Consider the following 26,255-nt stretch of genomic DNA (forward strand, 5'->3'; position numbering starts at 1 on the left):
ACTTATCCGCGATCGGACGTCGCCCATGGAACACGACGTACTCGTCGCCGGCGAGACGCTCATCGACTTCCTTCCCCACCAAACCGGCCCGCTCGAGGACGTCGCCACCTTCGAACGACGGCCCGGCGGTGCACCGGCGAACGTCGCCGTCTCACTCACACGGCTCGAGCGCCCACCGCTGTTCTGGACCCGCGTCGGTGACGATCCGTTCGGCCGGTATCTCGAGCGATCGCTCGTCGAGTGCGGTCTCTCAGACCGGTGGATCGAACGCGATGAGGATGCGAAGACGACGCTTGCGTTCGTCTCCCACGACGAAATCGGCGATCGCGAGTTCAGCTTCTATCGGCACGATACCGCAGATACACGCCTCGAACCTGGCCGGATCGACGATGGGACCCTGGCTGCCTGTGAGTGGGTCCACGCCGGCGGCGTGACCCTTTCGAGTGGCTCGTCGCGCACCGCGATACTCGAGTTGCTCGAGCGCGCGGCGGCTGCAGGCTGTACGGTCTCGTTCGATCCGAACCTGCGGCCCGAATTGTGGCCCGACGAGGCCGCGTTTCCCAACGTGGTTGGTGACGCTCTCGCTCACGTCGACATCTGTCTCGCGACGGTCGCGGAACTCGAGGCGCTTGGCTTCACGGGAGGGTCACCGAAGGCGATTGCTCGAGCGGTGCTCGATCGCGGATCGATTCACACCGTGTTCGTGACCCAGGGAAGCGACGGCGCAGTCGCCGTCGCAGGCGACGAGGCACCGTGGCCTGCGACGGTGGTCGAGCATTCAGGATTCGAGGTTGAGACGATAGACACGACGGGTGCCGGGGACGCCTTCGTCGCCGGCGTAATCGACGCCCTACGAGACGGCACGAACCTGACGGAAACCGTCGCGTTCGCGAACGCGGTCGCGGCGATGTCGACTACCGCGTCAGGGGCGATGACGGCCCTGCCAACGCGTGACGCTGTGACGGCGTTGCTCGAGGAGTCGCGGTCGAAATAGTCGAGCAGTGCCGGGCGGAAGCGACCGATTCGGGACGAAGAATCGAGACAGGTCGACTGTAGAACCCGAAGGTGGGCCGGAACACGGACAGGTGGCTGCAAGCCGGACCGCTATCCGAGCCTGTGGCTGACGATGGCGTATGTCACTGTCCGAGCGCGGACCGAGATCGTTCGTGAAGTCGGTGATCGTTGGGATTCAGGAGAAAAATGTGACGTTCATGGCCGCAAGCATCGCCTATCAGGCGTTCGTCTCGTTGATCCCGCTGCTCGTCCTCCTTTTCTTTCTGGTTTCGTTCGTCGGCGACGACGCGCTTGCGACGCAGGTGTCGTCCATGACCGAGGGGTTTCTCCCCGAAAGCGGACAGATCATACTCGAGAACGGGATCGAGGGGTCGACCGGCAGCGTCGGAACGTCGCTCATCGGGCTCGTCGCGCTCGTCTGGGGGTCGCTGAAGATCTTCCGCGGGCTCGACACCGCATTTTCGGAGATATACACGTCGACCGAAGAGAACTCCCTGGTCGACCAGTTGCGCGACGGCGCCGTCGTCTTCGGAACGATCGGTGTCGCGTTGATCGCCGCCGGCGTGACGACGGCCGTTTTCGCGTTCTTCCCGTCCAGTCTCTTCATCGGACTACTGAACCCGCTGTTGCTCGTCGGTGGATTATCGATCGCCTTCTTTCCGATGTACTACCTCTTCCCGGACGTGGACGTCTCCGTGAGAGAAGTGCTGCCGGGCGTGATCGTCGCAGCCAGCGGCTGGGCAGCCCTCCAGGCACTATTTCAGATCTACGTCGCTCTCTCGAGCAGCTCCGACTCGGCGGGACCGATCGGGGCCGTCCTCCTCTTGCTGACCTGGCTGTACTTCGGCGGGCTCATTCTGCTCGTGGGGGCCGTCATTAATGCGACTCACTCGGGTCATATCGAGATCGAGTCCGACGAGATAAGCGAGAGCGACGAGACACTCGAGGGCATTCCTCAGGACGAAAACCGCGGGCAGTTCGTCGATTCGTCGGAGCGCGAACGCGAACTGCTCGAGGAGCGAGCAACGAATCTGCGGCGAGAACGCGATCAGTTGCAACACGATCGCGACGCCCAGCGGACCCGTCGCTATCGACTCGAGGATACCGTCGACGAACTCGAAGCGAGGATCGATCGACTCGAATCGGAAAACGGTGCACTCGAGGCGGAAACCAACCGTCTCCGACGCGAACTCGAGGCGCGCCATGGCTCGTCGTGGCGCCAACGGGTTGGTGCAATTCTGACTGGGGTTCGGTCGGTAACGATCGGTACTATCGACCGCCGAAACGAAGGGCGCCCGCCTCGCCGTAAATGATAAGGTCTCGGCATCTTGGATGGACGATCGATCGCCGTCGTCCGGCGACTGAGTAACGGATACGACTGATTGCTCCGATAGGAGTTCGAATCGCTGATCTCGCTTCGATTCGGGACATCTTAGTGAGTGCCCGTTCCACCGAAAACCGTGTCCCATCCAGTTCGAACCGCTCGGCGCCATATTCAGGCGGAGCATGCGTCAGTCGTCGACGGAATCGACGCCTGCGCCGACGCGATTATCGAGCCCTGGGATACCGCTCGAACGACCAACCGCGAGGCGATCGTCGGCGGTCTCCACCGTTCACTCGAGGAATCCGGGATACTCGGTGCGCTACCGGGCGTTCTAGTCGATGTTGTTTCTGCGACGGATTCCCAACTGCGGGCGAATCCCGTTCCCGCACCGCCCTACGTCGTCGTGACCAGTCGCGGGCCCGTTCTCCGGGCGACGATCGATCCCGGTCGGCTCGTCATCCGGTTCGATGCCTTCGATGTCGTTCGCGATTCCGACCCCGGTAAGCCGCCAGCCTATCGCCGACGCGACGGCGTCCGACTGACCGTGTCGCTCGAATGAGGTGTGGTCTTTCTTTTCACAACGATTACATCTGGGAACCGACAGCAACAGCACTAGCAATTCAGGTGGCTATATCGGCAGCTGTTGTTAACAACCCTGGTTGAGGAAGCAGGATGTTAATAACATCCCTCTCTGAGATAATAACTCTTATACTCCGGGAACCTAATTCTCGTACATGACGCTGTCACGACGCGCACTGGTCACGCGTGGAGCCGGTGCGATCGCTGCCGGAGCCTTTGCTGGCTGTCTCGACGACGTCCGCGTTTCCCAAACGGAGATCGACGCGGGCTACGCCGCCTTCTTTACGCTCTGGGACTGGGCACAGCAGATCGGCGGAAACGAGATCGACTTCGAGAATCCGGTCGGAACCGGACAGGCCGGCCACGGTTGGTCGCCCGGTGGTGACCTCACGCGCGAAATAGCCGATACGGGGGTTTTCGTCTACTTCGACACGCCCGAATTCTCGTGGGCGCAGGACATCGCAGCGACGCTCGAGGCCGATTACGACACAGTTGCAGTGATCGATGGGTTGGCCGGACTGGACGACCAATTACTCGACTGGGATCACCAAGTCGACGCGAGTGGACACGATCACGGATCCGAGGACACCGACAACGATGACGAAAACGATACGGACTCACACGACCCCGAGGCGGAAAACGGATCGAACGATCACGACGAGTCGTCCATCGATCCACACGTCTGGCTTGACCCGGTGCTCGCACGGGAAATCGTCGAGACCATCTCCGCGGGACTGGCCGACGCCGACCCGGACAATGCCCAGACGTACCGGGACAACGCTTCCGCGTTCGCAACCGACCTCGAGAAACTCGACGAACAGTTCGAAGCGTTGATAGAGACAGCCGACCGGACCGTCGCCGTCTTCGCCGGTCACGATTCGTTTACCTATCTGCAGGAGCGATACGGGTTCGAGCTTCACACGCCGATTGGGGTCTCCCCGCAGTCGGAGCCGAGCCAAGGTGATATCTCGGCGACCATCGATCTGATCGAGAGTGAAGGAATCGAGACGATTCTCTACAGCCCCTTCGAAGACCGCGACGGGCAGTACCCGACGCTCGTCAACACCATCCTTCGCGATACCGATGCAACGGACGCCATGCCGATCACGCACCTGTCAGGAACGCTCGCAAAGTGGCAGCAGAAAGACTGGGGGTACGTCGATCAGATGCAAGAAATAAACGTTCCCGCGTTCAGAGAGGCACTAGACGCACAGTGACGATCGTCGACCTCGAGCACGTGACGTTCGCCTATGGCGAGCAGCCAGCCGTCAAAGACGTCTCGCTGACGGTCACAGAAGGCGACTTTCTGGGATTGGTCGGGCCCAACGGCTCGGGCAAAACCACACTCCTCTATCTCATGCTCGGCCTGCGCAGTCCCGATAGCGGGTCGATAGAGCTGTTCGGAGAGCCCGTTTCCGAATTCGAGGACGGCGAACGAATCGGCTACGTCTCTCAGCAAGCGACCAACCGCGGCGGTTCGATGCCGGTTACCGTCCGCGAAGCCGCCACTATGGGCCGTTTCGCCCACGCGGGCCACGGCCGGCTGACCGACGATGACCGAGCCGCGGTGAACGACGCCCTCGAGACAGTCGGCATCGCAGACCTCGGTGACCGCCAGATCAACCGGCTCTCGGGCGGCCAGCGCCAGCGTGTCTACATCGCACGCGCGCTCGCCTCCGAAGCAGACCTGCTGGCGCTCGACGAGCCGACCGTCGGCGTCGACGCCGAATCCCGAGACGAGTTTTACCAGCTACTCGAGTCGCTCAACGACGACGGAATCACGATCATCCTGATCGAACACGACATCGGCGTCGTCACAGATCGGGCGACCCGGATCGCCTGCATCAATACGGAGCTGTACCACCACGGCGATACAGAATCGTTCGTCGAAAGCGACGCGCTGACCGAAGCCTACGGCGCGACGGGACAGGTCGTCCACCACCACCACTGATGAGTCGAAACGTCTCTCTCCGCCGACGACTCGAGTACGCCGGTATCGGCCTGACTGCAGTCCTCGCACTGGCGATGATCTGCCTGCTCGTCGTCGACGCGCTGCGGGCGGTCCCCATCGTCGGCGAACTGTACGACCAGGCTCGAATCGCGGGCTGGTGGGCGGATTACTATCTCGGGACGAACGTGTTCTACCACCCGTTCATGTGGCGCTCGATCGCGACGGGAATCCTGATCGGCGTCGTCGCACCGCTGGTCGGGACGTACCTCGTCCACCGCGAGATGGCCCTGATCGGTGAAACGCTGGCACACACGGCGTTCGCCGGGGTTGCGGTCGGCCTGCTAGTGAGCGCGAGGACCGGTTGGAACGGTTCGTTGATGCTCGTCGCACTGATCGTGGGCATTCTCGGCGCACTCGGCGTTCAGTGGCTGGCCGAACGGACCGACACGTACGGCGACGTCCCGATCGCGATCATGTTGACCGGCAGCTTCGCCGTCGGCACGCTGGTCATCAGCTACGGCCGCGGGATGACCGGGATCGCGGTCGAGGACTACATCTTCGGCAGCATCTCCGTCGTCACGCCGTCGGGCGCGCGGTTGATGGCCGTCATCAGCGTCGTCGTCGTCGGCGTCATCGTCGCGACCTACAAACAGTTCCTGTTCATCACGTTCGACGAGCAGGCCGCTCGAGTTGCGCGGCTCAACGTGACCTGGTACAACACCCTGCTGGTCGTCATGACTGCCGTCGTGGTCGTCGGTGCGATGCAGATCCTCGGCGTGATCCTCGTCGCCGCGATGCTCGTCGTCCCAGTCGCCGCAGCGACCCAGATCGCCCACAGCTTTCGAGAGACGCTCTATTTGTCGATTCTGTTCGGGCAGGCGGCGGTTATCGGCGGCTTCGTCATTTCCATCTCTCAGGGGCTCCCGACCGGCGGCTCGATCGTCGTCGTCGCCATCGCTTGCTACCTGCTCGCGGTGTTCGCCTCCGGCCGATCGACGACGGCGATTTCGACGCACTGATTCGCTCGAGGATACTGCGCTCCGGACCACGGCGACGGTATCGACTACCGGCTGGACATTCCGACTGACGGAACCGTCGGCGAAGCCTGCCGCCAACCGACGCGATTACACGTTCGAGTGCCAACATTCGAGTATGGGCATTCGACCGACGTCGGCACTCGCGAGCGGTCTCCTCGCGTTCGTTGCGGGATACGTCCTCTGGCCACCGGGACACGTCTACTGGGTACAAGTTTCACGCATCGTCGGTGAACCGATCTCCCTGACGCTCGTCGGCCTGCTGGCCGCGGTCGTCGGCCTGGGTGCCGTCACGGTCCTCGGATGGTCGCTCTCCGAACTCGCGATCGGGGGGTTGCTCGCCTACGGTATCGGAATGGCGCTCATCGAGCGCGTCATCGGCCCCGACAGCCCGGTCCATCTCCTGCTGTACGGAGGACTACTGTTCTGTTTCGGCATCGGTGCGGTGTTCGGCGCGTTCTCTCGTGGAACGCGTGGAGACCCGGTATCCGATTCGAATTCCCGCTCAGTCGAGTGAGACCGCCGCGTCGGTCCACACCCTGATTCCCGTCGATTGGTCAGGGTCGCGGGAACACGCCGTACGCTTAACATCCTACTCGCTCAAGCAGAGAACGATGGGACGGTTATCCGAACTCTTCGATCCCGAAACCGTCGCTGTGGTCGGCGCAACCGACCGTGACGGTGCAGTCGGGCGGGCGATCCTCGAGAACCTGCGAGACGAATTCACAGGGACGGTCGTTCCAATAAACCCGTCGCGAGAGGAGGTCCTCGGGATCGAGTGTTATCCGGACGCGTCGAGTGCACCGCCGATCGATCTGGCGGTTGTCGTCGTCCCGCCCGAGATCGTACTCGAATCGATCCGCGATCTCGCCGAGGCGGGCACCGAGAACGTCGTCATCATCACCGCCGGCTTCTCCGAGACGGGGAGCGAAGGCGCTGATCGCGAACGGCAGCTCCGCGAGATCGCCGAGGAAAACGACCTCAACGTCGTTGGGCCCAATAGCCTTGGACTCATGGCCACGCCGAACGGGATGAACGCAACGTTCGGCCCGGAGAGCGCCCTCGAGGGCTCGATCTCCTTTATGAGCCAGTCAGGAGCGTTCATCACCGCCGTCCTGGACTGGGCCAACGAACAGGGCATCGGCTTTCAGGACGTCGTCTCGCTCGGCAACAAGACCGTCCTTGACGAGACGGACTTCGTCCGCGAGTGGGGCGATGATCCCGCGACCGACGTCATCATCGGCTATCTCGAAGACATCGCCGACGGCCGGGAATTCGTCGACGCCGCGCGCGAGGTAACCGACGATACCCCGGTCGTTCTCGTCAAGTCGGGCCGAACGGATGCCGGTGCGCAAGCCGCTTCTTCCCACACCGGTGCAATCGCGGGCAGCGAACGAGCGTACGAGGCCGGACTCGACCAAGCTGGTGTCCTCAGAGCCCATTCAGTCCAGGAACTGTTCGACTCCGCGCGAGCGCTTTCGGGGCTTCCGGAACCCGAAACAGACGGCGTCGCCGTCGTGACCAACGCGGGCGGGCCGGGAGTCCTTACGACTGACGCGGTCGGCGACTCGACGCTCGAGATGGCCAACTTCACCGATCAAACGATAGCTGCGCTGGCAGCGGCGATGCCCGACGAGGCCAACGTCTACAACCCGATCGACGCGATCGGCGACGCCGACGTCGAGCGCTTCGCCGAAGCGCTGGAGATCGCACTCGACGATCCAGCTGTCGGAAGCGCAGTCATCGTCGCAGCGCCGACAGCGGTGCTGTCCTACGACGAACTCGCCGAGACCGTGATCGAATCCCTCGAGGATCACGACACGCCGGTCGTCACCTGCCTGATGGGCGGCAGACGGACGGCGGGGGCCGAGAAAACGCTGCGAAAATCGGGGGTTCCGAACTATTTCGATCCATCACGAGCGGTGACGGGACTCGATGCACTCGCTCGCTTCCGTGAGATTCGAGCGCAACCGGTCGCCGAGCCGACGACGTTCGACGTCGATCGCCGGCGCGCCAGGGACGTCCTGGGACGGGCAAAGCGCCGCGACGACAACCGGCTCGGAATCGAATCGATGGACCTGCTGGAGGCCTACGGAATACCGACGCCGACCGGCGAAATAGTCGACGACCCCGCCCGAGCGCGGGAGGTAGCCGAATCGATCGATGGCGACGTCGTTCTGAAGATCGTCAGCCCGGACATCTCCCACAAATCCGACATCGGCGGCGTCAAAGTCGGTGTCCCCGACGACGAGGTGTACGACGCCTACGAGGACGTCGTTTCCCGAGCGCGTACCTACCAGCCAGACGCGACTATCGTGGGCGTGCAAGTCCAGGAGATGCTCGACCTCGAATCCGCGACCGAAACGATCGTCGGAATGAACCGCGACCCGCAGTTTGGTCCGCTGCTGTTGTTCGGACTCGGTGGCATCTTCGTCGAAATACTCGAAGATACGTCGATTCGCGTCGCGCCCATCGGGGAGGACGAAGCCCGCGAGATGGTCGACGAAATCACGGCCGCACCACTGTTGCGCGGCGCTCGCGGCCGCGAGCCGGCGGACATAGAGCGCGTCGTCGAGACGATCCAGCGACTCTCACAGCTGGTGACCGATTTCCCGGCGATCCTCGAACTCGACGTCAACCCGCTCGTTGCGGGACCGGAGGGCGTACAGGCGATCGATCTACGACTCACCGTCGACACGGAGAAACTATGACCGAGACCGATACAGACCCCGAATCCACGGACGCTGACAGCGATGCCACCACAGCTACCGACGGCGATACCGACACTGAACCCGACGCGTTGCTCGTCAGCTCGCTCGAACCGAGTACCGGAAAAACCGGAATTACGCTGGCACTCGCCCGCCTCGCCGCAGCCGAGGGCGACAGCGTCGGCTACATGAAACCGAAAGGGACCAGACTCCAGAGCAACGTCGGGAAAACGCTGGACGAGGACCCGCTGCTCGCCCGCGAATTGCTCGAACTCGAGGCCGAGATGCACGACCTCGAACCGGTCGTCTACTCGCCAACGTTCATCGAAGAGGCGCTCCGCGGACGCGAAGAACCCGCCGAGCTCCGCGAGCGCATCCGCGACGCGTACGGGACCCTCGCTGCGGATCGCGACCGAATGTTCGTCGAAGGCGGCGGGCGGTACACCCTGGGCGGCATCGTCGACCTCGCAGACGCAGACATCGCAGACATCATCGACGCGCGCGTTCTGCTGGTCGCATCGTACGACGTCCCCGGGGACGTAGACGACATCCTCGCCGCCGCACGGACCTTTGGCGACCGGCTCGACGGGATCGTGTTCAACGACGTGTCCGACGCGGCCTACGATCGGCTCGAAACGGACGTTATTCCGTTTCTCGAGGCACATGAAATCCCGGTCCACGGCGTCCTTCCGAGCGAACGGGAGTTATCTGGCGTGACTGTCGGAGAACTTGCGGACGAACTCGGCGGTTCGATGCTCGTCGAGGCCGGACGGGATGCCTACGTCGAACGGTTCACCGTCGGCGCGATGGGGGCGGACAGCGCTCTGCGTCGGTTCCGGCGGACGAAAGACGCCGCCGTCATCACCGGCGGCGACCGGGCGGAGATCCACACCGCGGCGCTGGAAGCGCCCGGCGTTCGCTGTCTCATCCTCACCGGCGGCCACCGGCCCTCGGGTGCGATTCTCGGTCAGGCCAGCAAGAAGGGCGTTCCGATTCTCGCGGTCCAGACGGACACGCTCGCGACCGTCGAGCGCGCGGAGGATATCGTCCGGAGCGGTCGAACTCGAGACGCCGCCACCGTCGATCGGATGCAACAGCTGTTGTCCGACCACGCCGCCGTCGACTCGATTCTTGGCTAGGGTCTGAATCGATATTTTGGCGATCGCACACACTCATCGATACGCTAGTCGCTGCGTGACTGTCACGTCTGACTAAGAATTAAGAGTCCGCCACGCGTGGGTCAAGTCATGGACGACACTCCGCAAGAGATCACGTCTCTCGTCGGCCGCGAGGTGTACTCGAACAACGGCGTTTTCGTGGGCGAGGTCGAAGACCTTCGGCTGAACATCGACAGCGAAGCCGTCACCGGTCTTGCACTCGCGAATCTAAACGTCGAACTGTTCGCGGACGAAGCCCGCAGCGGGCAGGGCATCATCGTTCCCTACCGCTGGGTCCGGTCCGTCGGCGATATAATCCTCATCAACGACGTCGTCGAACGCGTTCGCGAACCCGACGAAGAAGAGGACGAACTCCTGGTCTGAATTCCGTCCCTAACCGCCGTTCGATCCCTCGCCGCCCTCGACACCCATCGCATCGAACAGCGTCCGCTTGACCGCTTCTTCGGTCGCCGCTAACATACTAAATGTGCGTAAGCTATAACTTCTCGCCATCACAAATAATTATATCCTATATTATGTGGCTACCTCATTAAAGAAAAAATCACTCCGAAATGATGTGAAATCGTGGAATAATAAATGGTATGTCTACAGAGGGTCACCAATCTTGGCGCTTCTTGGAGTAATAATTGGATCTTTATGGAGCGTTCACGTTGTTCCGTCAACTCTGGGAGACACTATAGTTATCGGGGTAACGATCGGTCTTACTCTCGTTTTCGGGCTGACCGTTCTAGCCGTTATCGATGAAACAGTAGTATTCGGCTGACAGTACCCACGAATCAACCGCCGTTCGATCCCTCACCGCCCTCGACACCCATCGCATCGAACAGCGTCCGCTTGACCGCTTCTTCGGTCAACTCGAGCAACGTATCCCGCGTGTCCTCCGAGATTTCGATTCCCGTGAAAATGCCGAGTGGGATCTCCGCGCTCGCTTGCGTCGAGTGGCCGGCCGTCTCGCCGATGTCGCCGTACGCGTCGTCGAGCACTTTGCCGATGTTGATGCGGATGTCTTTCGAACGGCCGGCGAGGAAGATCGTTTCGTTCGCGATTCCGAAGACCGCAGTCGTCGTGACTCCCTCGAGGTTCAGGAGGTGGCTGGCAGCCTGTGTTAGCGCCTCGCGGTCGCGGACGAACCCGGCGTTAGAAACGAGGTGGCTGCCCTGAACGCCGCGATTCGTTATCGCTTCCGCGAGGACGTCTAACGTCTCGGGGGACATCGACGGCGACTCGACTTGCTCTAACGTGTCGTGGTTCGCGAACGGATAGAGGTAGGCCGCGGCAGTGAGATCGGCGGGGGTAGTGTCGCGTTTGAAATCCAGGGTCTCGGCTCGGATACCGTAGAGCAAGGCTGTGGCGACCTCCTCGGAGACGTTCATATCGAACTCCTGGATGTACTTCGTCATGATCGTCGACGTCGAGGACATGTTCGGCCGAATGTCGACGAACTCGGGTTCGAACTCCGTCTCTGTTTCCGACTCCGTTTCGAGGTGATCGATGACGATGTCGACCGGGAGTTCCATGTCGTTCGAGGTCGCGTGATCGACCAGTGCGACGGTGTCGTATACCGAATGATCTTCGATTTCGTCCCACTGGACGAGGTCGATCCCGAGCAAATTGACGAACGCCCGGTTCTCCTGGTGACCGACCTCGCCGAGGTAAATGATGTCGGATTCGATTCCGAGATGGTTCGCGACCGCCTGTAATGCTGCCGCACTGGCGATCGAATCCGGATCCGGGCTGTCCTGGGTGACGATGGCCAGCCGCGTGGTCGTGTCTTCGACGATATCCGCGAGTTTGCCCGCGTTGTACTCGAGTTCGCCGGACTCGAGTGCTCGGAGGGCCGATTCGGCGATGACCGAGGAAGGGTTGATGACGATATCGGCCCCGAGTTCGGAGAGTTCGTCACCGGAGACGGGGTCGCTCGCTCGGGCGACGACGAACTGGTTGGTGGTGCTATCGCGGATGTGTTCGACGGCCTGTTTGTTCGACTCGACGTCGGAGGCGAGGATGAGGACGACGTCGCGGTCGGCAACTAACTCGGCGACTCCGGGTTCACGGATATCGGACGTCCGGGCATCGAGATCCTGATCTCTGAGCGATTCGACCCGGTTTTCGTCGCGGTCGATGATCAGGACGTCTTTGCCCTGTTCGACGAGCTCCTCCGCGACGGCGTAGCCCACGCTCCCACAGCCCAAAATAGCGTAGTCAGAGATCGACGAAATCGTAACCCCCGTGCTCATATGCCCGAGTGGTCGGACCGGTTGCACTTAACGCTCCCGAAGAGTAGCACAGACTGACGGGAAAAGAGAACGACTTCCAGCCGGAAATTTGGTGCGTGGATAGCTGCCACGGGAGTCCACAAGGGAAACGTATTTTAACGACCGAGGGAAAGTCGGAGGTGAAGGGCCGGTAGCTCAGTCCGGCAGAGCGTCTGACTCTTAATCAGACGGTCGCGTGTTCAAATCGCGCCCGGCCCGCTTCTGCTCCGAATACGGACGTGAGGAGCGAAGCGGCTACCGCGATTTGAATCGCAGGGAACACGCAGCGCGAGCGGAGCGAGCGACCGTGTGACCGTGTGGTCAAATCGCGCCCGGCCCGCTACCTCTCTTACGCGTGCGGAGTACGGAAGAATCGCAAGCAGGCGTAGGGCCGAGCCTGCGCTGACCGGCTTTCTGCGAGTCGTTTACTCGTGATGAGACGTTTTGGGCAGCGTGAACGAGAACGTCGATCCCTCACCGGGTTTGGAGTCGACCCAGATCCCGCCGCCGTGGCGCTCAACGATTCGCCGACAGAGCGCCAGTCCGATGCCCGTTCCTTCGAACTCGTCGTGGCTGTGGAGGCGTTGAAACACCTCGAAGACGCGATCGGTCTCATCCGAGTCGATGCCGATACCCTCGTCGTGAACCGAGATGCGCCACATCGATCCATTTCGCTCCGCCGAGACGGCAACCCGGGGCGGTTCGTCGCCGCTGTATTCGATCGCGTTCGCCACCAAGTTCTGGAACACCTGACAGAGCTGTCCCTCGTCCCCGCTGACCTGCGGGAGCGAGCCAACCTCGATACGGGCGTCGGACTCTTCGATCTGCAACTGGAGGTCGGTGCGCACGTCGTCGAGCACCTCGTTCAACTCGACCGGTTCGAGCGGGTCGCCTCGCGTTTCGACGCGGGCGTATTCGAGCAGCCCGTCAATCATCTCCCGCATCCGTTCGGCACCATCAACCGCGTAGTCGATGAACTCCTCGGCATCCTCGTCGAGTTCGTCGCCGTAGCGCCGCTCGAGCAACTGGAGGTAGCTCGTGACCATCCGCAGCGGCTCCTGGAGGTCGTGACTGGCGGCGTACGCGAACTGTTCCAGCCGTTCGTTTGACTCCTCCAGCTTTCGGCGATACTCCTCGCGTTCCGTGACGTCTCTGATGACGCCGACGCGCGTTCTCGCGCATCCTCGTCCAGAAGGACAAACCGGTTCTCGACCGTTCGGGTCTCGTTCGGGCCAGCGTAGATCGTCTCCTCGAATGACGGGAGTTCATCCGGCGTCGCACGCTCCCACTGTTCGGCCTCGATGGACGCGAACTCGTCGCCGAACACCGTCGAGGCGTGTTGACCCAGTAACTCCGATCGGGAAAGCGAGGTCAGATCGACAAACGACTCGTTAACGAGTTCGAACCGTCGCTCCTCGTCGAAGACGTAGATACCATCGTGAGCCGTTTCGACGACCGTTTCGTACTGTTCGAGCTCTCGTTCCCGCTCTAATCGGCCGGTGATGTCTTCGGTGGTGAACACGGCACTGTCGAACGCTCCGCTGTCGTCGTAGACCGGCGCCCCGTTAACAGAGATCCAGACGCGCTTCCCATCCGGACGAGACACGCCACTGAGATGATCGAACACCGATTATCCGGACTCCAGAATCTGCGAGATGGGTTTCTCGTCATCCAGGAGGGGTTCGCCGTCGATGGAGACTTGGTTCCAGTCGGAATCGTCGAAGCGGAGGTTGTTGATTTGCTCTTTGCTCAGCCCGTAAATCTCCTCGGCGCGGTCGTTGGCGAACTGCAACTCTCCGTCACTGTCGGCGATCATAATGCCAATCGGACTCGTTTTGACGATCGTTTCGAAGCGGGTCAGTTCTCGTTCACGTCGCTTCCGTTCAGTGACTTCTCGTCCGATGCCCGCCAACACTGTCTCGCCGTCCGGACCGACGAGCGTTGACGCCACGAACTCGTACGGGATGGAGGCACCGTCCTTGGTGAGCAACTCCGCTTCAACCTGTGCATTCCCCGTTTCGAATCCTTCCTCGATTGCATCAGCGACCCGGTCGTGATCGCTCTCGTCGAAGAACTCCAGCACGGGCATCGACGTGATTTCCGAATCCTCGTAGCCTGTTACCTCACAGAGACTGTCGTTCCAGCAGTGGAGCGTCCCATCAGTTTCGAGCACGTAGAAAACGTCGTGGATCGCGGTCAGTACGTCATCCGTGTACTCCCGATAGCGTTCGAGTTGCTGGTTGCGAGTTTCGAGTTCGTACGTCCGCGTTCTCGCATTGCCCGTCGTTGATCCCCACGCCCAAGCCTGCAACGCTGGCATGTGCGGTCAGAATCGGCGTCGATCTCATGGAAACGCTTTCGCCGGGCTGGAGGTGGTAGACAACGAGGAGGAAGGCCATGACGCCGAAGCCGGCGAGACACCAGCCAGCAATACGTGGATAGAAGTCGGGATCGATATCGTCGCGTGCGAGCCAATATGCACCGTATACGAGGATGACCCCGGGGACGACAATCATCATCATCAAAAGGACAAGAATATTCACATGGTAGTGAGGGTGATCACTCTCAACGATCGCAAATCCGACCGCAACCGCAACGAATAGGGTGCCGAGAAGACCGATGATGTATCTCGCACCGATAGCAGACAGCAGGCGTCTCCGAGGAACCATTAGCCCCTTTTTGAGAGAAAGTATTATGGATCTTACGTTGGTTGGCACTTAATCGTCTTCCACGTTGGATGCGCGAAAATTAGTGCACAGATGCCTTCGTTGTGCGGGATACGGACGATCTGTGACTGGCTCCCATCACGGAGTCGTTGCTGATTCCCTCGTGATGCCTCATTCGAGCCCTGTATTCAGTAGCAATTAACCGAACTACCAGATCACTGTTAAGAGCGGCATGCTGAATACAGAGGATGGATACAGCAAACCGACATCGTTTATTCCAAGCAATTCGTGCTGGAGTTGCCGATAAGTAGACCTGCGAACGTAACGCTGCGAGTTAGGTCAAATAGAGGAGACGGTGATAGGGCCATGCTGAATACAGGTCAAACAGTTAATGGAATATCTATCGACCTTCCTGTTGCCTGTAAAAACAGTGCTGGTTCAGCAAACCCACTTCGTTTGTTTTATTCCTATGCCAAGAACCAGACTATCAATAAACCTGTGTAATGAGCGATATCATCTATATTAGATTTCAGTGACACCTCCCGGGTCAGGAAAAAGTAGGGTGTCGCGCTGTGATGGGTCAAGTCCACCGGCCCTTTGACACTCTATTCGATTGACTTCTCTCCTTGACGTCAGCAAACTACCTCCCATCTAGGGATGTATTCAGTACTGAGGTCGGAACCACGTCTGAAAAATTCTTTTCAATGAATTGAATCGGATTGTCCGAAATCAGTCGTTCTCGTTTACTATATCGGGATAGTCACCTGTTGCCCTTCTTCTTTTGGCAACGTAATTTTCAGTATACCGCTTTCGTAAGTGACTTCAGCTTTATCCGGGTTCGTTGGCACTGGTAATGGAATGGTCCGTTGGACGTCAGAGTGCCATTCACTGTGGAGTGTTTCGCCTTCCCCTTCGTATTCGTCGCGGGTTGCTGAAATAGTCAACATGGTATCTGTACTCTTGATTTGAATATTGTCACTCTCGAAACCTGGAAGTTGAGCACTGACAGTTATCGATTCAGGTTCGTTGATAATTTCGATTGCTGGTCTTGGTACAGCGTGTTGTGACCGGGCTTCCTCTGCTGTTTGTGAAAGCGCACGACGGTGTTCCTCCCATGTAGCATATTGCGGTACGGGAGTCATTCCAACTGGAACATGGTGTCGGTTCATAACACTTCCCTTGCTTGGGATTAGATCTCCTTTGTTATACACACTGATCGTTCGTTTATATGATAGCTACAATGGTTTTCTAAGTGTTTTATCGAGATGCCAACAATCGTGACGGATTATAAAATGTATCTTTGACATTAAGATAGTAACACTTTAAGAAATCGACGAGTACTGTGATAGCTGCGAACCCTGTACTGAGCGATCGCCGTTCTTGTAGATCAAGTTTTGACTCGTGCTGTATTCGCGCTTTGTATCTGGCAGAGACTTGCAGAACAACCTAACTGCTGTCAGGAACGGCGTGCGAGATACAGAGGTTCTATCCAGCACAGTGACACCTACAGGATAGTAGGATATTCACAACGTGTACTATCCACTCAACTTTCAAGATATTCTATGTGTGCGCCGTACGCGCTACCAAATGCTGAAAAGAATGAGGCTAATCCAACAGCAATAAACAGTTGTGTCGGCCAAATTAGTGAAGCAATATAGGTTAGAACCAGTGTAATTGAGAGAGAAATAACTCCTGCAATAGCTGATTTTTTGAGTGCCTGTGAATTCATACAGCAAACCACATGATGATATTACAAAGAATTATCCACAGCACCTTTGCGCCTTCTATTCAGCAGAGGCTAAAAGAGTAGTGAGTAGCCTGTTAGTTATCAATGATGCGCTTGTCGGAGTGCATCTGCGGTCGCTGTTCCGGAAATTCGGATGTATTTCTGGGCATTGGCGAGATCGCTCTACCCCATCAAGGCCTGAAGCGGAACTGGCGCAACCCCCTGATAGGCGTGATAGCTCGCAGCGGTTGCTCGCAAACAGTGTGGGTAGACGCGCCCCCGAAGATCGGCAGTCTCAACTGCTTCGTTCACTCGCCTATTGATCGTCGAGCGCGAATGCGGGAACGAATCGTAGCGATTGGCGAACCGTTCGATACACAGTTCGAGACGTAACGACAGGTCGAAAGGAATCGCCCGCGTGGAGGAGACCGTCTTTGGGTGCCACCGGGCCTCCACTGTCTCGTCCTCAGTGAGGTCGCTACAGTGGCTCGCTTCCTGAGTTGCTTGGCGACGACAGTACCCACAAGAACATGGCTCGTGCTGTGGGATCTGGAGAAGTTTCCGATCCCAGTCGAACCAGTCGGTATTGAGGTGGGAAATCTCTCCCGCCCGTAATCCGAGCCGACCTGCGACCAGACAGATGAACCGTGCTTGGAAATCACGGGGACTGGGCAACTCCGAACAGGCTTCGAGTAGCAACTCGAACTCTCGGTCGGTGAGTACATTTTCGTGAGAATGTCGTGTCGTCAACGCTCGTCGATGTCGCTTCGCCCATGTTGACGACTCAGACTGATGCTGTGTCATTACAGCAGGAGGTGTGCGCGGTTCCCAGAGAAACTATTCAAAATTGAGATTGTTCGGCAGTGCCGAATAGAGAGGACAAGTTCAGCACGACCGGTAGTACGAGATGAAAAAACAGTCGAAATTCGATATCGCAGTGATTCGGTCCTGAATGGCAATTAAGCTGCTCTCCGCCCGCATGTCATTTAATTGGCTGAGCTTCGGGGAATTGATAGTTCTCGTTGATAATTGGCTTGCTTGCGTCGTAGAACCGGAAAAGATAGCGCCATCCCCCCGGGGTGTAGAGGAAGTTCTTCTGGTCGGGGTCGCCATCGAAATGCACTGTGACACTCCCGTTAGCGTTCCGGTCTGCGGTCACGTTGCTCACAGTAAAAGCATCGTATTTGTTCTTTACAAAGGACAGGCGACGGTTGTAGACGCTAATCGACCAGAACCCGTCGACAGGGACGTCCTTGACGGTGAGTGTGTATGGCGTCTCGCCGTCATTCTGGTCGGGTGTCCGTTGGAGGATGAGTGCTTCTGACGGTTCCGGGACGCCAGTCCACCCCGACGCGCTGGAGATAAAAAAATTTCACAGGATCGACCTGGCCAACGTCACCGAATGCGTCCGACCAGTTGTCTATCGTGTAATAGAGTGTTCTCAGCGTGTCGTCGATCTGTTCGAGAGATTGTTGATCCCAATTGGGAATCTCGAACGACCCAGCCGACGATTGCACCACGCCGATCTGATCCTGGAGTTGACGGACTTGTTTCACATCGGCCGGGTCGTCAGCATTGACGAACGTGCGGAACAGGATACCAGCATACTGCGTGCCGATCTGATCCTGCGTCAATGTGTACGTATCAGGTTCGGTGACGCTCAGCTACACATATTGATCCTCATTCTGTACATTCATCGACTGATATCGGTCACCGGTGTCTGGTTTCGTGATGGTGACGGGCTCGGTCAGATCGAACACCCCAAACGAGTAGAGTGAGTCACGCTGCTCCCCGATACCCAACTCATTCTTTGCCCTGATGGGAGAAAGATTTCGGACATGATAGAACTGTCCGAATCCACCCTTGCTGACGATTGGCTGAAATGAAGCATGACAGTAGGCACGTGGGAAGTTCGCCCATGTCACTGGGACAGCATCGGTATTGTCCGTCGTCTGTTGCTCGGCTTGGTTGGGGGTCTGGCTCAGCGTGTCTTGGTGGGCGCTGGCACTACCGACGCCCAGTGCGAGCAAGCCGGCGAGTCCTGCTCCTTGCAGCGCGGTGCGGCGGGTTGCCCCCAACGGGTTGGAATTCGATTCTGAATCAGCCGGCGTGTCGTGTGTCTCGTTGGTCATGGCTCATGCCTCTCTAAGTGTCCCACAGTAGCGGTTGGGACTGACTCAGACAACCGCACACCAGCACTTCATATAAAACAGCGACGACACTCGAGAATACTTTCATGACATGATAGAACTATTTGCTTAATGACTATCTCAGAACCATCAATATACTATTAGTACCTGTAGTAAGCGCTCACAGAACTCGCTATTCAAACTTCAGTTCGTGCTGCACTCGCGCCTTCTCTGTTGCAGAGACTCAACGAACTCCGAGTTGCTGTCAGAAGCGGCCTGTGCAATCCAGAGGATGTGTTCCTACATCAGGACAAAACAGCAACCGAATCGGCGAATCTGCGAGCAGCGACGTCGTCGTATCGGCCGTTCAGCGGTGGTCCCCGTTCGAAATCCATCGGTGGGGCGCCTCAGCTATCCGCTTGCTCGAAGGGGAAGACGTACTCCCAATCGTCTTTCATACTGACGACGACCCAGCCCTTCTCTTCTGCCACGTCGATAAATGGCTGGGAAGACTCGTCGGACGTCTCTCCTGTTAGGTCTTCGTCCATACTATAGGCATACTCACGCTTGGCGTCGTCGTGGTTAACCAGCAGGAGCAGCCGCGGACCGTCCCCTGCTTCGGTCCACTCGAGCATCTGGCGGTCTCCGACGTAGTTGCCGAACGCCGCGATGGGGCGCCTGCCGATGAACTTGTGGATACCGATTGGTTTGCCAGCCTCGTCGTCGACGAAATCGACCTCCGGCAGCTTTACCAGCACCGGCTCACTGTCCCGGACCTCGTAGCGGGTCTTCCCGGTCGAGCCGACCACCTGCTCTGGCGGGATCCCATACGTCGCTTCACTCATCTGTCGCATGAACTCGGCGCCACCGCCGGAAACGATGAAGGTCTTGAACTCGTTCGCCCGCAGAAACGAGAGCAGTTCCAGCATCGGCTGATAGGCGAGGTCAGTATAGCGCCGGTCGAAACGCGGATCGCGAGCCGTATTCAGCCAGTCGGTCACGGTTGCCTCGAATTCGTCCGTGGTCATTCCGGTGTGCGTGACAGTGAGCAGTTCGGCCACCTCATTCTGGTTCATCGCCGCCAGTGTCTCGAGGTCGTTCTCCAACACCGCCTTAAAGGGCTGTTCGTCCTCCCATTCTGGGTGCTGGGGGGCCAGCTCTTGTATTCGGTCGATTACAAAGGCGAGCTGGGCGTACACTGGCCGTTCGACCCACAGCGTGCCGTCGTTGTCGAAAGTGGCTATGCGCTCAGCGGGCGGTACGAAGTCGGGAGAGTCTGGCGTGGTCACTTTCTCTACGAACGCAAGTATGGCCTGCTTGGCCCTGCCGTCGTTCCAGGATGGAAGCGCCTCGGTGGTCTCTTTCCGACTCTGATGGGCATCCGCATTCGGAACGGTTCGCTGGGCCGTGGCGCTGCCGCCGCCCAGTGCGAATAAACTGGCGAGACCTGCCCCGCGAAGCGCGGTTCGGCGGGTTGCGCGCAACGGTTCGGATACTGGCTCCGCCGTCGTGTGGTGTGGTTCGTTGCTCATGGTCATGCCTCTCTGAGTAGCCCACAGCAGCAGTTGGGACCGACTCAGACAACCGCACACCAGCGCCCCATATAATACAGCGACGATACTCGAGAATGATTTCATGGCCTGATGATAGTATTATATTAATTACCATCCCTGAATCCTCAATGTACTATGTGTACCTGGAGTGAACGCTCACGGAACTTGCTATTCATCCGTCAGTTCGTGCTGTACTCGCGCCTTCTGTCCAACCGACTCTGTCCAAACTCCCGAGCCGCTGTGAAAAACGGCGTACTGGATACAGAAAACGCTAGCAAACTGTCTTGTTAGGGATGAAGGTAGAAGGTATCACTCCTCTGCAGGAACGACTTCGGGCATGTCGTAGGTCCCATCGACCAGCGACCAGTGGGGACCATAGAACCGCGCTGCGAATCGCATACCACCTTCGGGAGCTGGCAGCCAGTTCGTCACCTGCTCGGAATCGTCCGGCTTCTCGTGTTGGACGTAGATGACGAGTTCGTTGGCGTCAGTGTGCAACAGTCCTTCTTCGAGCATGTAGCTGTTGATGCTGTAGCGGTCGAGTTCGTTCTCGACGAAGTAGCCCTGCGCGTCGTAGATCGGAATCTCCCAGAACTCGGTGACTGGCGGGAAGTTATCGAGGTCGAACGTGATGGTGTACTGTGTCGACCCGTTTAGTTGCTCGCCGTTCGCGTCGGTGAATTTGAACGCACCGACGTGAGATGCGGGCGAGTCGGGGCCCGCGAAGCCGAAGTCGGCCACGGCGGCCCGGGTCAACCAGTCGGTTCTGAAGTCCGCCGTGTTCTGAACGATGTTCCACCCATTCATGTCTACTACGACGTCGCTGTTACCCTCCACGACGGTGGCTCTGACGCGCTCGAACCCGCTCTCGAATCCGCTAGTCAGGGCCTCCTGCACGTCGGTATCGAGGGCGGACCAGTCGAATTCCAGTCCCGGGCCGATTCCGAGTTGTTCCAGTCGCTCGAGCATCGCAGCCTCTTTTCGGGAGTCGTCGATGAGCGACATACTCGGATCGTTCAGGACGAGGTTGAGGAGGGTGAAGAAGTCCGATGGGGTCTGGTTTTCGACCTGCTGCTCTGTGAGGTCCGCCATTCGTGGGATCGTCTCGTAGTCGCCGGGGACGACTGACTGCTCCACCCGTGGCACGCCCGAGCGGTCGTTGGCGAGCCACTCGCTGAGCGGGGTGATGTTCGTCTGCTCCTGCAGGTCGTTGACGTAGGCGATTTCGGATTCGTCCGTGGGGTTGCGCAACGCGTACCGGACGAGGGTGAATAGGGTCTTCGTCCCTGCTTGGACGACGTCGGTCGCGGCGAAGTCGCCTGGAATCTCGCCCTCGTAATCGTCCGGCAGAATCAGGTACGACCGCGCGTCGGTGCCGTTGAACTGATTCCCGGCGTAGAGAGGGAAGATTCCGTACTGGTTCATCAACTGTAACGAGAAGTAGCGGTCGGTAACCTCGGGCATCTCGATGACGATGGGGTCGTCCTGCAGGTCGAGGAAGCCCATTCCGTACAGGGTGGTGTTGTTCGGAGTGACGATAGCCGTGAAGTCGGCCGTTATCGGTTGGCCATCGTTAGGATAGTACAACCGATTGACGCCCACGAAGACGTCGCTGTTCTCCTTCTGTGTGTAGTTGAAGCGCGTCACGTAGAAGATAATCTGCTGGAGACCGTAGAGGTACGCGTCTTCGGCGATCGATGCCACACTGCTATCCATATCGCTTTCCTGACTACCTTCGGATTCTCGATCGGCGGCGACTGTCCGCGTCACCGTCGATCCCCCGAGTGAGAGTCCGCCCACGATGAGCCCCCCTTTCTGGAGTGCCTCGCGGCGCGTCAGCGTTCGGGTACGAAACAGGTCCACTCCGTCAGCTGCCCTGTCTGAATTCTGGGTTCCCTGGTAAGTACTCATTCCACGAAGTGCAGTTTGGCGCGTTGCTCGCAGCGGTTCGAAGCCCGATTCCTCCGTCATGTCTGGTGGTTCGTTGCTCATGATTCGTGTCTCCCTGAGTGTCCCACTGCAGCGGTTGGGACTAACTCACCTGCTGGCACATCAGTGTCCCACATAATACAGCGACGATACTCGAGAATAATTTCATGACATGATGGTAGTGTTAGATTGATAACTATCTCTGAATCCTCAAGATACAATCTGTACCTGGAGTGAGCGCTCACGGAACGCGTTACGTTAGTTCATTGTTACACTCGCGCTGTGTATCATTGCAAAGACTCATCGAACTACAGACCTGTTGTCAGAATCGGCGTGCAAGATACAGAGGATGTCTCCAGCACGACCGTCAAAAGGTAGATGAAGTTCGGCTGGCCGGTATCGCCACCGAAGTGCACCGTAATTGAATTGTTTCTTCTACCGGCGTTATTGGCTACTGGTGTCCAGTATACGTGCAATTTCTTGGGGGAACGATAGAACGATTTTACGTCAATCTACGCTGTTCAATCTGCTTCGACGGTGGCGTTGGCGATCCTGATTTCTACGAATCACGGACGGACTCCATCGCGAGGGAAACGATATGCCAGAACAGGAATTCCACGGCCACATCGGTCGTACGTACGATGAATCCGAGGAGTGGTGGCCCGAACAGACGCGACCGCCTGAAGACGCACCGAACGTATTGATGATCGTCCTTGACGACGTCGGCTTCGGTCAGGTCGGCTGCTACGGCGGTCCGATCGACACACCGAATATCGATCGACTCGCCGAGAACGGACTCCAGTACAATAACTTCCAGACGACTGCGCTCTGCGCGCCAACGCGCAGCTGTCTGCTTACCGGGCGAAATCACCACTCGAACGGTATGGGTCTCGTCACCGAAGCCTCGACCGGATTCCCGGGCTACAATGGTTCAATTCCGCACGAGAACGGCTTCCTCTCTGAGATGTTAGTCGAGCACGGGTACAACACGTTCGCCGCTGGCAAATGGCATCTCGCTCCTGCCGAGGAGACGAGTGCCGCCGGTCCTTACGACGAGTGGCCGCTCGGTCGAGGGTTCGAACGCTACTATGGCTTCCTCAGCGGTGACACGCATCAGTACTATCCCAATCTGGTGCAGGGAAACGAACAGATCGAACCACCCGCAACCCCCGAAGAGGGATATCACCTCACAGAAGATCTCGCTGACCGAACCATCCAACACATCCAGGACGCACAATCGGTTGCTCCCGAGAAGCCGTTCTTTGCGTACTTTGCGACAGGTGCATGCCACGCCCCACATCACGTCCCACAAGAGTGGGCGAACAAGTACGAGGGTGAATTCGATATAGGCTGGGATGAGTTACGGAAACAAATCCTGTCGCGCCAGAAAGAACTCGGTGTCGTCCCTGAAAATGCAACCCTCTCGCCAGACGATCCCGATATCCCACACTGGGATGACCTCTCGGACGACGAGCAGACGCTCTACGCCCGAATGATGGAGGTTTTCGCAGGCTTCCTCGAGCACACTGACCATCACATCGGTCGCATCCTCGATTTTCTCGAGGAGATCGGCGAACTCGACAACACGCTCGTACTAGTCGTCTCGGATAATGGTGCGAGCGCCGAAGGGGGCCCGGGTGGCTCAGTTAACGAGATGAGATTTTTTAATAACATCGAGGAAGATCTCGAGGACAATCTGGAGGCGATGGACGCTCTCGGGGGCCCAGAGTACTACAACCACTATCCGATGGGATGGGCGTGGGCCGGTGATACACCGTTTCGCCGGTGGAAGCGTGAAACCTACCGCGGTGGTGTAAGCGATCCCATGGTCGTCCACTGGCCTGACGGTATCGACGCACAGGATGAAATCCGCGACCAGTTCGTCCACGCTATCGACATCGTCCCCACTGTTCTGGAAGCGATCGGAATCGAGGCACCCGAGGAGATCAAAGGTTATTCGCAATCCCCAATCGAAGGGACGAGTTTCGCGTACACCTTCGACGACCCTGCTGCCCCCGAGCAGCATACTGACCAGTATTTCGAGATGCTCGCGTATCGGGCCATCTATCACGACGGCTGGCGAGCGGTGAAACCGTGGGAGTTTGGGAAACCGATCACCGCTGAGGACCTCTCGGCGACGACGATCAAGGAGACTGGCTGGGAACTGTACAATCTCGAGGAGGACTTCTCGGAAGCGCATAACGTCGCCGACGAGCACCCCGAGAAGGTACTCGAACTCGCCCAGTTGTGGTGGGCAGAAGCTGGCACGTACGACGTGTTGCCACTCGACGGACGCGCCGTTGAGCGAATGGCAGCCACAGGTCGGCCACAAGTGTCCTCACCTCGCGACCAGTACGTCTACTACCCCGGAGGGGAGAGCGTCCCGGAGAATGGCGCAGTCTCGGTGCTAAATCGCGACCACAGCATCACAGCCGAGGTCGATATACCGCAGGGTGGGACGGAGGGCGTGCTGCTCGCTCACGGGAGCACGAACGGTGGCTACTCGCTATTCGTCCTGGACAACCGGCTGCACTACGTCCACAACTATTGCGGCATCGAGGAGTACCAGATAACAACCGACAGTGAAATTCCGGCGGACGTAGCCGAACTCGGAATGGAATTCGAAGTGACTGGTGAACCGGACGTCCAGAACGGAGCGGGAGCGCCAGCGACGCTTCGACTCTACTACGACGACGACCAGGTCGGCGAAGGTGATCTACCGGTCACTATCCCGATCATGATCGCCATTAACGCGGGACTGAGTTGCGGCCAGGATCTCGTACAGGCGGTAACTACGGAGTACGAAAAACCGTTCGCATTCACAGGCGACCTCACACAAGTGACCGTCGACGTCAGCGGCGAACCGTTCGTTCACCACGAGGCCGTGGTGAAACGTATTATGGCGAGAGAGTGACGCGAGAGCACACAGGTAAAGAAACACATCTCGTAATCATCGGAATTCAGGATGACACGTACGACAGACGAGCGAACGAAGCCAGTGACAGAACTCCCAGGGGACCCACCCGAACCCGAGATGGAGTGGATACCGGGCGGCACGTTCAGAATGGGCTCAGAGGATTTCTACCCGGAAGAGAAGCCTGTTCGAGCAGTCACAGTCGATGGGTTCTGGATGAACCGAACGCCCACAACGAATCGGGAGTTTGCCGCCTTCGTCGCGGACACGGGCTACACGACGCTCGCTGAGCGCGACCCGGACCCCGCGGACTACCCGGGCGCGAATCCGGACGACCTCGTCTCGGGGTCCGCCGTCTTTACACAACCTCGGGGCTCGGTACCGCTCCGGAATCCGAATAGATGGTGGAACTACGTCCCTGGCGCAGACTGGCGACACCCGTTCGGTCCGGACAGTGATATCGGCGACAAGATGGATCATCCCGTCGTCCACGTCGCCTACGAAGATGCGATGGAATTCGCCGAGTGGGCGGGCAAAACGTTGCCGACGGAGGCACAGTGGGAACGTGCCGCCCGCGGCGGGCTGGAGCACAAACGATTCGTTTGGGGTGACGAGCACGTCCCCGACGGACGGCTGATGGCCAACACCTGGCAAGGAGAATTTCCGCACGAGAACACGGTTCTCGATGGCTATGAGCGTACGTCGCCCGTGGCGTCGTTTCCATCGAATGAGTTCGGACTCTTCGATATGGCTGGAAACGTCTGGGAGTGGACCCGCGATTGGTACAGCGACGATCCAACGTCAGATGAGTCAGAGTCGCCGTCGTGCTGTACACCGACGAATCCACGCGGTGTCACTGAAGCGCAGAGTGTCGACCCGCGTGACCCGACCGAGATGCCTCGGAAAGTGCTTAAAGGCGGGTCGCACCTCTGTGCGCCGAACTACTGTTTCCGATACCGGCCCGCTGCTCGGTACCCTGAGCCGATCGATACCTCGACCAGTCACGTCGGGTTCCGGTGCGTGGTCGAACCCGACTAACGAAGCGGGCGAAGACGGGGTATCGGTAGTGATTCCTTGATTCCCAGTTCATGTAGTCGGCTTCCTGTTAACCACGTTTTTCTGCCCTGTGCGATACCTTCTTTCGCAAATCGAAGCGGATCTTGTGCCACATTTGCGCTCTGTGTTCAGCACGGCTCTATCGACATCATCCACAGATGATACAACTTCCGTGGTAGGTTGGCACGCGTAGTGTGCGTTTGTACCCGTCAACCCAAAGGAGAGCGATCGTAGATTAA

22 protein-coding genes, 1 tRNA gene and 2 pseudogenes are annotated in these 26,255 nt (G+C 58.7%); 13 read left to right on the forward strand and 12 right to left on the reverse strand.

What is annotated here, in order from left to right:
• Nucleotides 1-25: 25 nt before the first annotated feature.
• The 10 genes from HYG82_RS21660 to HYG82_RS21705 all read left to right on the forward strand — a co-directional run bounded on the left by HYG82_RS21660 (nucleotide 26) and on the right by HYG82_RS21705 (nucleotide 10,151).
• Entirely contained in the window at nucleotides 26-994 is a 969-nt protein-coding gene (locus tag HYG82_RS21660) for a carbohydrate kinase family protein (protein WP_179259233.1), read from the forward strand.
• Between the two features lie 139 nt (nucleotides 995-1,133).
• A complete protein-coding gene (locus HYG82_RS21665; RefSeq protein WP_179259234.1) occupies nucleotides 1,134-2,327 on the forward strand; it encodes a YhjD/YihY/BrkB family envelope integrity protein in 1,194 nt (397 codons plus the stop codon).
• 147 nt (nucleotides 2,328-2,474) lie between these two features.
• Nucleotides 2,475-2,897: a DUF7988 family protein gene (locus tag HYG82_RS21670; protein ID WP_179259235.1), complete on the forward strand. Its 423-nt coding sequence runs from the start codon at nucleotides 2,475-2,477 to the stop codon at nucleotides 2,895-2,897.
• A 175-nt stretch (nucleotides 2,898-3,072) separates the two neighbouring features.
• Nucleotides 3,073-4,134 carry a metal ABC transporter substrate-binding protein gene (locus HYG82_RS21675; protein WP_179259236.1) on the forward strand — a complete coding sequence of 354 codons (1,062 nt, stop codon included), beginning with the start codon at nucleotides 3,073-3,075 and terminating at the stop codon, nucleotides 4,132-4,134.
• Nucleotides 4,131-4,868, forward strand: coding sequence for a metal ABC transporter ATP-binding protein (locus HYG82_RS21680; protein ID WP_179259237.1), 738 nt, complete (start codon nucleotides 4,131-4,133; stop codon nucleotides 4,866-4,868). The genes HYG82_RS21675 and HYG82_RS21680 overlap by 4 nt, the downstream gene beginning before the upstream one ends.
• Nucleotides 4,868-5,887, forward strand: coding sequence for a metal ABC transporter permease (locus tag HYG82_RS21685; RefSeq protein ID WP_179259238.1), 1,020 nt, complete (start codon nucleotides 4,868-4,870; stop codon nucleotides 5,885-5,887). The genes HYG82_RS21680 and HYG82_RS21685 overlap by 1 nt, the downstream gene beginning before the upstream one ends.
• 133 nt (nucleotides 5,888-6,020) lie before the next feature.
• Complete coding sequence (locus HYG82_RS21690) at nucleotides 6,021-6,419, forward strand: hypothetical protein (protein WP_179259239.1); 399 nt, start codon at nucleotides 6,021-6,023, stop codon at nucleotides 6,417-6,419.
• A 97-nt stretch (nucleotides 6,420-6,516) separates the two neighbouring features.
• The gene (locus HYG82_RS21695; protein ID WP_179259240.1) at nucleotides 6,517-8,613 is read left to right on the forward strand and encodes an acetate--CoA ligase family protein; all 2,097 of its coding nucleotides are present in this window, start codon (nucleotides 6,517-6,519) and stop codon (nucleotides 8,611-8,613) included.
• Nucleotides 8,610-9,749 carry a phosphotransacetylase family protein gene (locus HYG82_RS21700; RefSeq protein WP_179259241.1) on the forward strand — a complete coding sequence of 380 codons (1,140 nt, stop codon included), beginning with the start codon at nucleotides 8,610-8,612 and terminating at the stop codon, nucleotides 9,747-9,749. The genes HYG82_RS21695 and HYG82_RS21700 overlap by 4 nt, the downstream gene beginning before the upstream one ends.
• 108 nt (nucleotides 9,750-9,857) lie before the next feature.
• Nucleotides 9,858-10,151 (forward strand): PRC-barrel domain-containing protein, encoded by a 294-nt coding sequence (locus tag HYG82_RS21705; protein WP_179259242.1) that lies wholly within the window; start codon nucleotides 9,858-9,860, stop codon nucleotides 10,149-10,151.
• 413 nt (nucleotides 10,152-10,564) lie between these two features.
• Here the strand turns inward: HYG82_RS21705 and HYG82_RS21710 are convergent, their stop codons facing one another.
• Nucleotides 10,565-12,025, reverse strand: coding sequence for a DHH family phosphoesterase (locus tag HYG82_RS21710; protein ID WP_179259243.1), 1,461 nt, complete (start codon nucleotides 12,023-12,025; stop codon nucleotides 10,565-10,567).
• Nucleotides 12,026-12,188: 163 nt separating this feature from the next.
• Here HYG82_RS21710 and HYG82_RS21715 point away from each other — a divergent pair.
• A tRNA-Lys gene (locus tag HYG82_RS21715) sits at nucleotides 12,189-12,262 on the forward strand.
• A gap of 206 nt (nucleotides 12,263-12,468) precedes the next feature.
• Here HYG82_RS21715 and HYG82_RS44530 read toward each other — a convergent pair.
• The 11 genes and pseudogenes from HYG82_RS44530 to HYG82_RS21765 all read right to left on the reverse strand — a co-directional run.
• Nucleotides 12,469-13,203, reverse strand: a pseudogene (locus HYG82_RS44530) (sensor histidine kinase); the annotation flags it as partial.
• Between the two features lie 74 nt (nucleotides 13,204-13,277).
• Nucleotides 13,278-14,363 (reverse strand): annotated as a pseudogene (locus tag HYG82_RS44535) (PAS domain-containing protein); the annotation flags it as partial.
• Entirely contained in the window at nucleotides 14,248-14,712 is a 465-nt protein-coding gene (locus HYG82_RS21725) for a hypothetical protein (protein ID WP_425495415.1), read from the reverse strand. The pseudogene HYG82_RS44535 and the gene HYG82_RS21725, both read right to left, overlap by 116 nt.
• A gap of 743 nt (nucleotides 14,713-15,455) precedes the next feature.
• Nucleotides 15,456-15,851 carry an Hsp20/alpha crystallin family protein gene (locus HYG82_RS21730; RefSeq protein ID WP_179259248.1) on the reverse strand — a complete coding sequence of 132 codons (396 nt, stop codon included), beginning with the start codon at nucleotides 15,849-15,851 and terminating at the stop codon, nucleotides 15,456-15,458.
• 401 nt (nucleotides 15,852-16,252) lie between these two features.
• A complete protein-coding gene (locus HYG82_RS21735; protein ID WP_179259249.1) occupies nucleotides 16,253-16,438 on the reverse strand; it encodes a hypothetical protein in 186 nt (61 codons plus the stop codon).
• A 180-nt stretch (nucleotides 16,439-16,618) separates the two neighbouring features.
• Nucleotides 16,619-17,185 (reverse strand): site-specific integrase, encoded by a 567-nt coding sequence (locus HYG82_RS21740; RefSeq protein WP_218834198.1) that lies wholly within the window; start codon nucleotides 17,183-17,185, stop codon nucleotides 16,619-16,621.
• A gap of 232 nt (nucleotides 17,186-17,417) precedes the next feature.
• Nucleotides 17,418-17,798, reverse strand: a complete 381-nt coding sequence (locus HYG82_RS21745) for a DUF1214 domain-containing protein (protein WP_179264294.1) — start codon at nucleotides 17,796-17,798, stop codon at nucleotides 17,418-17,420.
• A complete protein-coding gene (locus HYG82_RS21750) occupies nucleotides 17,719-18,069 on the reverse strand; it encodes a hypothetical protein (protein ID WP_179259250.1) in 351 nt (116 codons plus the stop codon). The genes HYG82_RS21745 and HYG82_RS21750 overlap by 80 nt, the downstream gene beginning before the upstream one ends.
• Nucleotides 18,070-18,099: 30 nt before the next feature.
• The gene (locus HYG82_RS21755; protein WP_179259251.1) at nucleotides 18,100-18,567 is read right to left on the reverse strand and encodes a DUF1254 domain-containing protein; all 468 of its coding nucleotides are present in this window, start codon (nucleotides 18,565-18,567) and stop codon (nucleotides 18,100-18,102) included.
• Between the two features lie 404 nt (nucleotides 18,568-18,971).
• Entirely contained in the window at nucleotides 18,972-20,096 is a 1,125-nt protein-coding gene (locus HYG82_RS21760) for an HAD family hydrolase (protein WP_179259252.1), read from the reverse strand.
• A 330-nt stretch (nucleotides 20,097-20,426) separates the two neighbouring features.
• Nucleotides 20,427-22,109, reverse strand: a complete 1,683-nt coding sequence (locus HYG82_RS21765) for a DUF1254 domain-containing protein (RefSeq protein WP_235217784.1) — start codon at nucleotides 22,107-22,109, stop codon at nucleotides 20,427-20,429.
• Between the two features lie 535 nt (nucleotides 22,110-22,644).
• On the opposite strand from HYG82_RS21765, the gene HYG82_RS21770 reads away from it, so the two are divergent.
• Both HYG82_RS21770 and HYG82_RS21775 read left to right on the forward strand, forming a co-directional pair.
• Entirely contained in the window at nucleotides 22,645-24,960 is a 2,316-nt protein-coding gene (locus HYG82_RS21770; RefSeq protein WP_179259253.1) for an arylsulfatase, read from the forward strand.
• A 51-nt stretch (nucleotides 24,961-25,011) separates the two neighbouring features.
• Entirely contained in the window at nucleotides 25,012-25,998 is a 987-nt protein-coding gene (locus tag HYG82_RS21775) for a formylglycine-generating enzyme family protein (protein WP_179259254.1), read from the forward strand.
• Nucleotides 25,999-26,255 lie beyond the last annotated feature (257 nt).

Origin of the sequence: Natrinema halophilum (genome assembly GCF_013402815.2) — an archaeon.
GTDB classification, from domain to species: Archaea; Halobacteriota; Halobacteria; order Halobacteriales; family Natrialbaceae; genus Natrinema; species Natrinema halophilum.

Coding starts and splice junctions, on each gene's coding strand:
- HYG82_RS21660 (WP_179259233.1), top strand. CDS start 26: ATGGAACACGACGTACTCGTCGCCGGCGAGACGCTCATCGACTTCCTT.
- HYG82_RS21665 (WP_179259234.1), top strand. CDS start 1,134: ATGTCACTGTCCGAGCGCGGACCGAGATCGTTCGTGAAGTCGGTGATC.
- HYG82_RS21675 (WP_179259236.1), top strand. CDS start 3,073: ATGACGCTGTCACGACGCGCACTGGTCACGCGTGGAGCCGGTGCGATC.
- HYG82_RS21685 (WP_179259238.1), top strand. CDS start 4,868: ATGAGTCGAAACGTCTCTCTCCGCCGACGACTCGAGTACGCCGGTATC.
- HYG82_RS21690 (WP_179259239.1), top strand. CDS start 6,021: ATGGGCATTCGACCGACGTCGGCACTCGCGAGCGGTCTCCTCGCGTTC.
- HYG82_RS21695 (WP_179259240.1), top strand. CDS start 6,517: ATGGGACGGTTATCCGAACTCTTCGATCCCGAAACCGTCGCTGTGGTC.
- HYG82_RS21700 (WP_179259241.1), top strand. CDS start 8,610: ATGACCGAGACCGATACAGACCCCGAATCCACGGACGCTGACAGCGAT.
- HYG82_RS21705 (WP_179259242.1), top strand. CDS start 9,858: ATGGACGACACTCCGCAAGAGATCACGTCTCTCGTCGGCCGCGAGGTG.
- HYG82_RS21710 (WP_179259243.1), bottom strand. CDS start 12,025: ATGAGCACGGGGGTTACGATTTCGTCGATCTCTGACTACGCTATTTTG.
- HYG82_RS21725 (WP_425495415.1), bottom strand. CDS start 14,712: ATGGTTCCTCGGAGACGCCTGCTGTCTGCTATCGGTGCGAGATACATC.
- HYG82_RS21730 (WP_179259248.1), bottom strand. CDS start 15,851: ATGACTCCCGTACCGCAATATGCTACATGGGAGGAACACCGTCGTGCG.
- HYG82_RS21735 (WP_179259249.1), bottom strand. CDS start 16,438: ATGAATTCACAGGCACTCAAAAAATCAGCTATTGCAGGAGTTATTTCT.
- HYG82_RS21755 (WP_179259251.1), bottom strand. CDS start 18,567: ATGACCAACGAGACACACGACACGCCGGCTGATTCAGAATCGAATTCC.
- HYG82_RS21760 (WP_179259252.1), bottom strand. CDS start 20,096: ATGAGCAACGAACCACACCACACGACGGCGGAGCCAGTATCCGAACCG.
- HYG82_RS21765 (WP_235217784.1), bottom strand. CDS start 22,109: ATGAGCAACGAACCACCAGACATGACGGAGGAATCGGGCTTCGAACCG.
- HYG82_RS21770 (WP_179259253.1), top strand. CDS start 22,645: ATGCCAGAACAGGAATTCCACGGCCACATCGGTCGTACGTACGATGAA.
- HYG82_RS21775 (WP_179259254.1), top strand. CDS start 25,012: ATGACACGTACGACAGACGAGCGAACGAAGCCAGTGACAGAACTCCCA.